The 12,480-nt window shown below is 41.5% G+C and carries 12 protein-coding genes; 1 reads left to right on the top strand and 11 read right to left on the bottom strand.

Translation table 11 applies throughout. From position 1 onward, the window contains the following. Positions 1-9: 9 nt before the first annotated feature. Entirely contained in the window at positions 10-453 is a 444-nt protein-coding gene (locus tag J7I93_RS20160; protein ID WP_214727917.1) for a GatB/YqeY domain-containing protein, read from the bottom strand. A gap of 15 nt (positions 454-468) precedes the next feature. Continuing rightward, a complete protein-coding gene (gene rpsU / locus J7I93_RS20165) occupies positions 469-642 on the bottom strand; it encodes a 30S ribosomal protein S21 (protein WP_057771617.1) in 174 nt (57 codons plus the stop codon). A 235-nt stretch (positions 643-877) separates the two neighbouring features. Between rpsU and J7I93_RS20170 the strand changes: the two genes are divergently transcribed. Beyond that, on the top strand, positions 878-1,798 hold the full coding sequence (locus J7I93_RS20170) for a Na/Pi symporter (protein ID WP_214727919.1): 921 nt from the start codon (positions 878-880) through the stop codon (positions 1,796-1,798). A 251-nt stretch (positions 1,799-2,049) separates the two neighbouring features. On the opposite strand, the gene deoC is transcribed toward J7I93_RS20170, so the two are convergent. The 9 genes from deoC to hemW form a co-directional block, all read right to left on the bottom strand. Further along, the gene (gene deoC / locus J7I93_RS20175; protein WP_214727920.1) at positions 2,050-2,721 is read right to left on the bottom strand and encodes a deoxyribose-phosphate aldolase; all 672 of its coding nucleotides are present in this window, start codon (positions 2,719-2,721) and stop codon (positions 2,050-2,052) included. Between the two features lie 177 nt (positions 2,722-2,898). Next, a complete protein-coding gene (gene mtaB / locus J7I93_RS20180; protein ID WP_214727922.1) occupies positions 2,899-4,251 on the bottom strand; it encodes a tRNA (N(6)-L-threonylcarbamoyladenosine(37)-C(2))-methylthiotransferase MtaB in 1,353 nt (450 codons plus the stop codon). 6 nt (positions 4,252-4,257) lie between these two features. After that, positions 4,258-5,007 carry a 16S rRNA (uracil(1498)-N(3))-methyltransferase gene (locus J7I93_RS20185; protein WP_214727924.1) on the bottom strand — a complete coding sequence of 250 codons (750 nt, stop codon included), beginning with the start codon at positions 5,005-5,007 and terminating at the stop codon, positions 4,258-4,260. A 91-nt stretch (positions 5,008-5,098) separates the two neighbouring features. Then, positions 5,099-6,037 carry a 50S ribosomal protein L11 methyltransferase gene (gene prmA, locus J7I93_RS20190; protein WP_214727940.1) on the bottom strand — a complete coding sequence of 313 codons (939 nt, stop codon included), beginning with the start codon at positions 6,035-6,037 and terminating at the stop codon, positions 5,099-5,101. Between the two features lie 20 nt (positions 6,038-6,057). Continuing rightward, complete coding sequence (gene dnaJ / locus J7I93_RS20195; RefSeq protein ID WP_214727926.1) at positions 6,058-7,176, bottom strand: molecular chaperone DnaJ; 1,119 nt, start codon at positions 7,174-7,176, stop codon at positions 6,058-6,060. A gap of 304 nt (positions 7,177-7,480) precedes the next feature. Then, positions 7,481-9,307, bottom strand: a complete 1,827-nt coding sequence (gene dnaK, locus J7I93_RS20200) for a molecular chaperone DnaK (protein WP_214727928.1) — start codon at positions 9,305-9,307, stop codon at positions 7,481-7,483. A 26-nt stretch (positions 9,308-9,333) separates the two neighbouring features. Beyond that, a complete protein-coding gene (gene grpE / locus J7I93_RS20205) occupies positions 9,334-9,894 on the bottom strand; it encodes a nucleotide exchange factor GrpE (RefSeq protein WP_214727942.1) in 561 nt (186 codons plus the stop codon). Positions 9,895-10,047: 153 nt separating this feature from the next. Next, on the bottom strand, positions 10,048-11,079 hold the full coding sequence (gene hrcA, locus J7I93_RS20210) for a heat-inducible transcriptional repressor HrcA (protein ID WP_214727930.1): 1,032 nt from the start codon (positions 11,077-11,079) through the stop codon (positions 10,048-10,050). A gap of 124 nt (positions 11,080-11,203) precedes the next feature. Continuing rightward, on the bottom strand, positions 11,204-12,337 hold the full coding sequence (gene hemW, locus J7I93_RS20215) for a radical SAM family heme chaperone HemW (protein ID WP_214727932.1): 1,134 nt from the start codon (positions 12,335-12,337) through the stop codon (positions 11,204-11,206). Positions 12,338-12,480 lie beyond the last annotated feature (143 nt).

A 12,480-nucleotide genomic window follows, 5' to 3' on the forward strand; every position in this document is an offset into this window, starting at 1 on the left:
TACATAGTTTTATGAAAGGTGTTGTTGTACAAGTTTATTTACTAGTGATCCGTCTGCTTTGCCTTTAACTTTAGGCATAATGGCAGCCATCACTATTCCCATATCAGCCTTTGAGGATGCACCAGTTTCTGCAACCGTTTCAGCAACGATTTTGGAAACCTCTTCTTCAGAGAGCTGTTTTGGCATATATAATTCGACATACTGAAGTTCAGTACGAATTTTTTCAACAAGGTCTTCACGACCTGCTTTTTCAAATTCATGGAGGGAATCCTTGCGTTGTTTAACTTCGCGAGAAAGGACAGTTAACTCCTGTTCTTCGTTAAGCTCTTCACCGAGCTTGATGGCTTCGTTTTGAAGTGAAGCTTTAATCATACGAATGACAGTGAGCTTTTCTTTTTCTTTATTCCTCATCGCTTGTTTCATATCTTCATTTAAACGCTCGAGAAGACTCATTACATACACCCTCTCTTACCACTTACGCTTTCTAGCAGCCTCAGACTTTTTCTTACGTTTAATACTAGGTTTTTCGTAGAATTCGCGCTTTCTTGCTTCCTGCAAAGTACCAGTTTTTGATACTGTACGTTTGAAGCGACGAAGAGCATCTTCAAGCGATTCGTTTTTACGAACGACGGTTTTAGACATTCTCTTTCCCTCCCTCCGAGCACAACACACTTACATCAACAACATGGTTTATTCCATGTACCTTGCAATTATAATATAACAGCTTATAAAGGTCAACAGTAATTAGCCTGCACTGGCATTTGTTTTTAACTAATTATGATATTTTATTACCCAGCACGCGGACAAACTAAACATTTTTTGTCTCAGGCATGTCCTTGCCCTAATCACCATAGTATTAGATGTAGGGGGTGAGGGCTTGACCCAGCTGTTAATATTTTTACTGCTTATTGGGATATTTATTTATGGGATGACACTTTTAAGATCAGGACTTTTTAATCTATCCGCCAATTCATTGAAAAATTGGCTGGCAGTGCTGACAAATGCTCCCTGGAAAGGCCTGCTTATCGGTACATTGATTACTGCTATTTTGCAAAGCAGTTCAGCTGTAATGATCATTACTATAGGCATGGTTTCAGCAAGAATGCTCACGTTTCCGCAAACCATAGGCATTATTCTAGGAACAAATATTGGAACAACGTTTACGACAGAGCTAATTACTTTTAATATAGAATCTTATATTATCCCAATTGCCGTGACAGGAAGTATCCTTGCAGTTACGAAAAGAAAAAACCTTCAGAGTGCCGGTCTCGCTTTGCTGGGTATATCTGCAGTATTTGCAGCAATGAGAGGCTTTGAATATCTGGCAGGTTCCCTAAAAAATAATGATATGGTCAATCAAATGCTGCTTGCTCTTGATGGCAGCCATTTGTATGCTGTTTTTGCCGGGATCATCATTACAGCCATTATCCAGTCAAGCACCGCAACAACTGGAATCATAATGGGCTTTCTGACTGCTGGTACGATGGATTTAAATACAGCCATTGCCATTATGCTTGGATCAAATATTGGAACATGCGTTGATGCCTATTTGGCATCCATTGGTTCAGGCAGGGAAGCCAAGCTTTCTGCCTACGCACATATTTGGCTAAATTGTATAGGTGTTGCCGCTTTTTATCCTTTTATTGATTTGCTGGCTGCCCTTGGACAAAATGCTGCTGCCCATGCAGACGTGCAGCTTGCCCATATTAGCGTTTTGTTCAATGTCCTATCATCTCTGCTTGTCCTACCCTTCGCCAATCAGTTTGGAAGGTTTATTATCAAGCTGCATGACAGATAATGTATTTCTGTATAATTATTGTTCTCCTTTTGCAGCCCGCATTTTTTGTTGGCCAAGGCTCTTATTAAAGGCTTATCTTGCATCTTGTTCAATTTATCTTGCATCATTTATAATTTTTCTAGCATCAATTGAACTTTATGTAACAACATTCCGGATTTATCTAACACGTTTTGAAATTTATCTAACATTTGATACAATTTGGCATTTAATTTTGCCAAAACAAAAAAATGCCGGGTATCCCGGCATTTTTTTTAGTAATCAGAATCGCTTGTCAAACCGTTGACAATAGCTGCTCCTGAGCTTGCACCAATTCTTGTGGCACCCGCTTCAATCATTTTCTGTGCATCTTCAGCGCTTCTTACTCCGCCAGAAGCTTTAACGCCAATATCCGGGCCAACTGTTTTTCTCATAAGGGCGATGTCTTCAACAGTTGCTCCTCCAGTAGAGAACCCAGTAGATGTTTTAACAAAGTCAGCTCCTGCTTTAACTGAAAGTTCGCAGGCTCTAACCTTTTCTTCCTCAGTAAGAAGGCATGATTCGATAATAACCTTTGTTAATGCTTTACCTTTAGCAGCATCGACAACCGCGCGAATATCTCTTTCAACAAGCTCATTATCTCCGCCTTTTAAAGCCCCGATATTGATAACCATATCCACTTCTGTAGCACCATTTTCAATGGCATTTTTAGTTTCAAACGCTTTAGTTTCAGGAGTGGAAGCTCCTAATGGAAAACCGATTACTGTGCATACCTTTACTTCAGTTCCGTTTAGCAAATCGCTTGAAAGTTTAACCCAAGTTGGATTAACACAAACGGATGCAAAGTTGTATTCCTTTGCCTCTGCACATATTTTCTCAATTTGGTCTTTTGTTGCATCTGCTTTAAGCAATGTATGATCGATCATTCTAGCTACGTTATTTGTCATTTTAACTACTCCTTTAAAACAAGTTGTCCGTACCTCTTACATAATACCATTCAAATAAAAAAATATCGAGCAGAATTCAGCAATTTTGTAATCGTTTTCGTGACTAGTTTTTCCCAAAACACTTTATTCAATTAGGATTGAACAAAAAAGGAACTACCCTAAGGTAATTCCTTTTAATTAAACTGCTTCCTCTTTTTGTTCTTCCAATTCATCAAGCACACGGACAAATTGGCCTTCATTATAAGGATAGCCAGCCTTTTTAATTTTCACTTTGACAATCTGGCCAATCATTTCTTCAGTAGCCGGGAAGACAACCTTCAAGTAATTGTCAGTATATCCGACAAACAAATTGCTATCAGGGTCATCCTTGAAGCTTTCCTCAGGAATCACTTCAAGCACTTCTCCCTCATATTGGGAGGCATATTCTTTTGCAAGCTGATCAGATAATGCAATCAAGCGGTGCACCCGCTCGTTTTTAACTTCTTCATCAACCTGGTCATCCATTCTTGCAGCTGGTGTTCCTGTACGCTTGGAATAAGGGAATACATGAAGCTCGGAGAATTTATGTTCCTGTATAAAATTATAGGTTTCCATGAATTCTTCTTCTGTTTCCCCCGGGAATCCAACGATAACATCTGAGGTTACCGCCAAGCCTGGAAGAGCTTCCTTCAAACGTTCAAGACGCTCCGCAAAGAACTCCATTGTATATTTGCGGCGCATTCTCTTTAGAACTGTGTTGGAACCCGATTGAAGAGGAATATGCAAGTGCCTTACAACCACTTTGGATTGATCCATCACTTCAATGACTTCATCTGTAATTTGGCTGGCTTCAATGGAAGAGATTCTTAGACGTTTAAGACCTTTAACCTGCTCTTCCAAATCTCTCAGAAGCATCGCAAGATTATAGTCCTTCATATCCTCCCCATAGCCCCCTGTATGGATTCCAGTGAGGACAATCTCTTTGTAGCCTGCATCGACAAGCTGTTGTGCCTGGCGAATTACTTCCTGTGGATCGCGGGATCTCATTAAACCGCGGGCCCACGGAATTATACAGAAAGTACAGAAATTGTTGCAGCCCTCCTGAATTTTAAGGGAAGCACGCGTCCGGTCTGTGAATGCTGGTACATCAAGTTCCTCATACACACGATTTTTCATGATATTGCCCACACCATTGATAGGCTGGCGTTCCTGTTTGTACTGCTCAATATATTCGAGCATCTTAACCCGATCCTGGGTACCTACAACGATATCTACCCCTGGGATCGCCATTATTTCAGCTGGAGAAGTTTGTGCATAACAGCCTGTTACACAAATTACAGCATCAGGGTTTTTCCGGATAGCTCTCCTAATAACCTGTCGGCTTTTTTTATCGCCTGTATTTGTAACTGTACAAGTATTAATGACATATACATCTGAAACAGATTCAAAATCTGTCCGATCATAGCCAGCTTCTTTAAACAGCTGCCAAATGGCTTCTGTTTCGTAATGGTTGACTTTGCAACCAAGTGTATGAAATGCAACTGCAGGCATATTATTTCACCCCATTAATTCAAAATGATAGGAAACAGCTGAAAGAAAATAAAGCGGTGCTGTTTCTGTTCTTAAAATACGCGGGCCAAGTCCGCAGGCAAGAAAGCCGTGCTCCTGGAGCAATGAAACTTCCTGGTCTTCAAGCCCGCCTTCAGGTCCAAAAAATATAATCAGCGATTCACCTTTATTCATCAAAGACAAGGTTTTGGAAAGCACAGAAGCCTCCCCCTGTTTTGCTTCTTCCTCAAAGGCGATCAATTTATGTGTATAATCAGCACAAAGCTTCAGCAGTGACTTCATATCTAGCGGTGTAAAAACTTCAGGAACCGTGTTGCGGTGAGACTGTTCTGCAGCCTCTTTGGCAATTTTCTGCCACCTGTCTACTTTTTTCGCAGCTTTCTTCGCATCCCATTTTACTACTGAACGAGCTGAAGTAAAAGGGATAAAACGGTGAGCGCCAAGCTCTGTACCCTTTTGGATAATCCATTCCAGTTTATCCCCTTTAGGCAGTCCGCTCACAATTGTAATATCAACAGGAAGCTCAGAAGACCCTTCAATCCATTGTACAACTTCTGCCGCAACTTGTTCATCGGTAATTTCTGCAATTGTGCATAGCGCACTATTTTCATGGGGGTCCACACATATAATTTTGTCGCCTTCTTTCATCCGCATAACCTTTGAAATATGATGGCGATCTTCACCCAAAATATTAAAGCGATTATCAATTGCTGATTCCTCAACGAAATACCGCTGCACAATCGGCACCTTCTTTCCTAACTTGTCCGCTTTCCTTCTAAACTGTAAAAGGGGGGTATGAAATACCCCCTAAAAAAAGACTGTCTAGCTTTTAATTTCTTTTCGCTACTATCGCTACCCAATCTTCCATCTGAATCGTCTCTTCAATCTCAAAACCAGCTCCGGCAATTGCATCTCTTACTTCCTGCTTTTTCTGCTGGATAATACCGGAGGCGATAAAGTATCCGCCTTCCTTTACGACAGATGCAACATCATCTGTAAACCGCAGAATCACTTCAGCAAGAATATTGGCCACTACGACATCTGCACCTTGCTCCACTCCATCAAGAAGATTATTTTGGGAAACGTCAACAATAGCCTGAACTTTATTCAGCTTAATATTCAATCTAGCTGAATTTACAGCGACTTCATCCAAATCAAGTGCTTTAACACTTTCAGCGCCAAGCATGGCTGCCGCAATGCTCAAAACACCTGAACCGGTCCCAACATCCACTACCTTGTCACCTTGTTTTACCGTTCTTTCCAACGCTTGGATACACATGACAGTAGTGGGGTGTGTCCCCGTTCCAAAAGCCATGCCCGGATCAAGTTCAATGATAAGCTCATCACTGCTGACCGGAGTATACTCCTCCCATGTAGGGACAATGGTAAACCGTTCTGAGATTTTCACAGGATTATAATATTTTTTCCAGGCTGTCGCCCATTCCTCTTCGTTAACTTCACTAATGCTGACCTTATTAGCTCCAATATCAATGTTAAATAAAATCAGGTTATTAATAGCCTCTTTTATTTCATCAACCGTTTCGCCCAAAAAACTGTTTACAGGCAAATAAGCTTTTACGATAACGCCTTCTTCAGGATAATCCTGTGGATCGAGCTGGTAGATTTCGCCGAATTGGTCCTTTCTTTCTTTTACAAGTTCCAAAGGATCTTCTATAACGACTCCGCTTGCTCCGGCTTCATGCAAAATATTCGAAATCGGTTCAACAGCTTCATTTGTCGTATGAATACTGATTTCTGACCATTTCACTTCTACCAACTCCATTTCCTTTATTCACCTTTAAAGGCTCTTTTTACTTTAGAAAAAAAGCTCTCTTCCTGCTCCCCTTGAGGAACTTTTTCGCTTACTTCCGCAAATTCGCTAAGCAGCTGCCTTTGTTTTTCTGTCATCTTTGTCGGTGTGATGGTGCGAACTATTATATGCTGATCTCCTGTGCCGTAGCCTCTTACGTTCGGAACACCTTTCCCTTTCAAACGGAATTTTGTTCCCGTTTGTGTACCCGCAGGAACCTTCAGTTTTACTTTCCCATGCAGGGTTGGCACTTCGATTTCATCACCAAGGGCTGCTTGCACAAATGTAATAGGCATTTCACAATATACATCATCGCCATCCCGTTCAAAGAACTCATGCGATCGAACATGGAACACTACATAAAGATCTCCAGAAGGGCCGCCATTCACACCCGGTTCACCTTGTCCAGCTACACGAAGCTGCTGGCCATCGTCAATGCCGGCAGGAATCTTAACGTGAATTTTCCTTCGTTTTTGCACTTTGCCAGAGCCGCCGCATGTAGAGCATTTATTCTTAATTTCTTTACCCGTACCGCTACAATAATGACAAACTCTTCTGTTTACAATCTTGCCAAATGGTGTATTTTGTTCAACATTCAGCTGGCCTGATCCATGGCAGTGACGGCATGTTTCCGGCTTGGTGCCAGGCTTCGCCCCTGATCCGTTACATGTTTCACATGTTTCCTCACGAGGGATCTCAATATCGGTTTCTTTTCCAAAGACAGCTTCTTCAAAGGACAGGGACATTGTGTATTGCAAATCTGCGCCTTGCCTTGGGGCATTAGGATCACGACGGCGAGAACCGCCTCCGAAGAATGAGCTGAAGATGTCCTCGAATCCGCCAAACCCTTCGAAACCGCCCCCACCAAAGCCTTGATTCGGATCTGTATGTCCAAATTGATCGTAATGGGCTCTTTTTTGATCATCGCTAAGTACTTCGTACGCTTCTTTTACTTCCTTGAACTTCTCGTCAGCATCAGGCTCTTTATTAATATCAGGATGATATTTTTTTGAAAGCTTTCGATAAGCTTTCTTTATTTCATCCTTGGATGCACCTTTGCTAATCCCAAGAACTTCATAGTAATCCCGTTTGCTCATGATTACCACTCCCCGATTCATTTCACATAAAGGTTATTGTATCATTCTCTAAATATGTTCCGCAACCGCCATTCACCCGTACATTGAAAAGAAGATCCGCAATTAGGCGATTTGCCGCTTCTCCAAAGAAAGGATCCGCATCCGCTCATCGGGCAAGGGGCAAAAAGGCACCTCAGGAAATTCTCTCAAATGGCTTAAACCCGCTGCATTTTCTTTGAAAACTAAGTTTCCATAAACAGAAATAAAAGCCAAAGCCAAGAAATACCTGACTTTGACTTTTAAAAGACTAAAGGTTATTTAGATATTATTTATCGTCTTTAACCTCTTCGTATTCTGCGTCAACTACATTGTCGTCATTATTGCCGCCTGTGCCTTCTGCGCCTTGGCCCGCCTGTGCTTGCTGAGCCTGCTCATAAAGCTTCATGGTTAACGCCTGGACAATTTCCTGTAATGCATCTTTCTTCGTGCGGATTTCATCCAGATCGTTCTTTTCAATTGCAGCTTTTAGTTCGTCTTTAGCTTCGTTTGCTTTTGTAACCTCAGCTTCGTCCACTTTGCCTTCAAGATCCTTTAGGGTCTTTTCAGTAGTGAATACTAGCTGGTCTGCTTCATTGCGAAGCTCAACTTCTTCTTTGCGCTTCTTATCGGCTTCAGCATTTTCTTCTGCTTCTCTTACCATTTTATCGATTTCTTCATCCGATAACCCTGTAGATGACTTAATCGTAATGGCCTGTTCTTTATTTGTGCCCAGGTCTTTTGCACGCACGTTAACGATACCATTTTTATCGATGTCAAAAGATACCTCAATTTGCGGCACTCCGCGCGGAGCAGGAGGAATATCGCCAAGCTGGAAGCGGCCTAATGTTTTATTGTCTGCTGCCATTGGACGTTCCCCTTGAAGAACATGGATGTCAACAGCCGACTGATTATCTGCAGCTGTTGAGAATACTTGTGATTTAGATGTTGGGATAGTTGTATTCCGTTCGATCAGCTTTGTAAATACACCGCCCATTGTTTCAATACCAAGAGACAATGGAGTTACGTCTAATAGGACAACATCCTTAACATCGCCAGTGATCACTCCGCCCTGGATGGCTGCACCCATTGCTACAACTTCATCAGGGTTAACACCTTTATGAGGCTCCTTGCCTGTTTCTTTTTTAATTGCTTCCTGTACTGCTGGGATACGTGTTGATCCGCCGACAAGAATAACTTTATCGATTTCTGAAGGGCTCAAGCCTGCATCTTTTAATGCCTGGCGTGTAGGACCCATTGTGCGTTCTACAAGATCAGCAGACAGCTCTTCAAATTTTGCTCTGGATAATGTTACTTCAAGGTGCAAAGGACCCGCATCCCCGGCAGTAATGAAAGGAAGGGAAATTTGTGTTGAAGTTACACCAGATAAATCCTTTTTCGCTTTTTCAGCTGCATCTTTTAAACGCTGGAGCGCCATTTTATCTTTAGATAGATCGATGCCATTTTCTTTTTTGAATTGTTCTACCAAGTAATCGATAATAACCTGGTCGAAGTCATCTCCGCCAAGGCGATTATCGCCGGCTGTTGATTTAACTTCAAAAACGCCATCGCCAAGTTCAAGGATGGAAACGTCAAAAGTACCGCCGCCAAGGTCATAAACAAGGATGGTCTGGTCCTCATCCATTTTATCAAGGCCGTAAGCCAAAGCCGCAGCTGTTGGTTCGTTGATAATACGCTCGACTTCAAGTCCTGCAATTTTCCCTGCATCTTTTGTAGCCTGGCGTTCAGCATCATTAAAATATGCTGGAACTGTGATAACAGCTTTTGTTACTTTTTCGCCAAGATAGTCTTCAGCATAAGATTTTAAGTATTGAAGAACAATAGCAGATACCTCTTGAGGTGAATACTCTTTGCCTTCAATTTCAGTTTTAAAATCTGTTCCCATGTGGCGCTTAATGGAAATAATTGTGTTCGGATTTGTAATGGATTGGCGTTTAGCTACCTCACCGACCTGGCGTTCACCGTTTTTAAACGCAACAACTGAAGGAGTTGTACGATTGCCCTCTGGATTTGGAATTACTTTTGGTTCGCCGCCCTCGAGAACTGCGACACATGAGTTTGTTGTACCTAAATCTATTCCGATAATTTTGCTCATGTTCTTTACCTCCCCAAAATATGTAGTTACTGATTTACTTTAACCATTGCTGGACGGATGACTCTGTCCTTTAGTTTGTAGCCTTTTTGGAACTCTTCGACTACAATATTGGAATCAAAATTCTCATCCTCCACCTGCATGACAGCCTGATGCAAATGCGGATCAAATTCCTTTCCAACAGCTTCGATCTGTTCTGCACCTTCTTTTTTAATAGCCTCAAGCACGCTTCGGTAAACCATTTCCATTCCTTGAAGAATGGATTTTGCCTGTTCGTTTTCAGCTTCCATCTGAAGAGCTCTCTCAAAGTTGTCAACTGCAGGCAACAGATCAGAGATTAAGCTTTGTGCTCTATATTTTTCAGACGCTTCAAGGTCAAGCCTTGCACGGCGCCGGGAATTTTCAAAATCAGCCTGAAGACGGTAAATGCGATTTTCTGCTTCTTCTAGCTTACCTTCCAGCTCAGCAATTCTTTCCTGAGCAGCAGTAAGCTCGGAGTCCGTATTTTCCTGGCCAGAGCTTGTTCCTTCAGCCTCTGCGAACACTTCCTCAATAGGAACATCATTTTCAGTTCTTTCAGGTTTGTGCATTTGTTCATTTAAATCTTCATTTAGTATTTCTTTCTCTTCTGCCAACTTGTTCACCTCCCTTAAAGAATGGATGTTCCAGTGCATCACACTATAAAAAAAACACAGGGAAAGGGATGGAAAAGGCCATTCCACCCTTAATCAATATTTCCACCGTCAGCCGTTTTGATACAGCTTCGATAAAACAGCAGATAAGTCTGCGCTGATGTAATCCAGCAAGCTTATGACTCTTGAGTACTCCATTCTGGTAGGTCCGAGGATGGCTATTGTACCCAGCTGCTCGGTACCGATCGAGTAGCTCGCTGTAATCAGACTGCAGTTCTCCATTGCTGAATTGTTATTTTCCCGTCCAATTTTAATATTGATCCCAGCCTTATTTTTACGGATTAAATCATATATGCCATCTTCTTGCTCAATCATATTCATGAGACTTTTAACTTTTTCAATATCATGAAATTCCGGCTGGCTAAGCATATTGGTTTTTCCGCCAAAAAATAATTTTTCATATGTTGGAATCTTAATCGTATCAGCAATCGAGTTAAGCATAAAGTCATAATTATTGATATGCTGCCGCAAAAGCATGGCTACTTCTTTATAAAGCTTATTGTTAAGGCTTTCGATCGGCGCTCCAGCCAATCGGTCGTTTAAGATGTTGACTACCTTTTCCAAATCGCCGGCATCAATGTTTTCCGGCAAGTGAAACATCCTGTTTTCCACATGGCCAGTATCGGTAATGATAATTGCTATTGCTGTTTCATTATTCAAAGGAACAATTTGAATCTTTTTTAACTTGTTGTCCCTAACTGCAGGCCCAAGCACGATGGATGTATAATTCGTCAACTCGGACAGAATTTTGGCTGATCTTTGAACAATTTTCTCCAGCTCATAAATTCTCTCCGCAAAGATTGACTTTACTTTATAGATGTCATGCTGATTTAATTTTTGCGGGGATAAAAGGTGGTCCACATAGTAGCGGTACCCTTTCTCAGAAGGAATCCTCCCCGATGAGGTGTGTGTTTTTTCAATAAACCCAAGTTCCTCCAAATCAGCCATCTCATTTCTGATCGTTGCGGAACTAAAAGAAATCTCTTCCTTTTTCGACAAGGTTCTCGACCCGACAGGCTGTGCAGTTTGAATAAAATCATCAACAATCACTTGAAAAATTAATAATTGACGATCTGTTAACACAGTTATCACCTCTGTTAGCACTCTTTGTTTGCGAGTGCTAATTCTACTAATAAATTAACAAATCAAGCGTGCAGTGTCAATAATTTGGCTTCCATTTTTACAACATACAAGTTTCCTCTGCCAATTATCCTATAAAGGACTGGAACACTTCATTTCCAAGGAATCGCCCTTGCCTTGTCAGCTTAATATGATTGTCATGAACAGCAATTAATTCTTTGTCCGCCAGCTGAGCAATTTGAGCTTCAAACAAATTTAAAGGATCTCTGCCAAATTTCTCTTTAAAACGACCGATGGAGACACCATCCGTTTTTCTCAGCCCGAGGAACATCTCCTCTTCCATTTGTTCTTCAAGAGTTACCTTATGCTCTTCAAGCAAAGGAAGCTGTCCATTTGCTATTGGCTCCATATACTTCTTGAGCGGACCATGATTTGACCTGCGCATTCCATTTACATATCCATGAGCACCTGCCCCGAATCCAAAATACCATTCATTGTCCCAATAAGTAATATTATGCCGGCTTTCATTCCCGGGTTTCGCAAAATTGCTGATTTCATATTGTTTATAGCCATGTTTGTCCATTTGCTCCATTAACAAAGCATACATTTCAGCTTCCACATCTTCTCCTGGAGTTGGCAGTCTGCCTTTTCTCATAAGGTTATAAAATACAGTCTTAGGTTCAATAATCAGTGAGTAACCCGAATAATGGGCAATATCCAAATTGAAGGATGTTTCTAGTGTTTCTTGAAAATCCTTTAAAGTCTGGTCCGGAAGACTATAGATAAGATCAATGCTGATGTTTTTAAAACCTATTTTCTTTGCTGCTTCAACGGAGTGGAAAACATCTTTGGCTCTGTGAACCCTTCCAATTCTTTTTAGAAGCTCATCATTGAAAGTCTGTACGCCAAAGCTAAGCCGGTTGACCCCAGCCTCATACAATAATTGGAGTTTTTCATCAGAAAGATCGCCAGGATTTGCTTCAAAGGTGTACTCTGTCGAACTGTCATAAGGAAGCTGCTTTTTAATAATGGCACAAAGCTTTTCAAGCTGCTGCTCATTTAGAGCTGTTGGTGTGCCGCCTCCAATAAAAATGGAATTCAAATGACTTGTTGGCGTTTCATGCAGGGCAAGTTCCATTTCCTTATCGAGAGAATCAAGATATTCCCCCACCGGCTGGCCCTTAAGAAAGACTTTATTAAAATCGCAGTAGTGGCATATGTGCTCACAAAATGGGATATGTATATAAGCTGCTTTAATCATTAATTTCACTACCTTCATATAAACATCATTAATTTAGGCTCTTTTGGTATAGATTGTTGGTTTTGGACTCTAAAGATTGACCGTTGATTTCCGCTCCAGACACTTGCTTTCCGCGGGGAGGCACGGGAGCCTCCTCGGCGTTT

The organism is Bacillus sp. ISL-47 (assembly GCF_018613175.1).
Lineage (GTDB): Bacteria > Bacillota > Bacilli > Bacillales > Cytobacillaceae > Cytobacillus.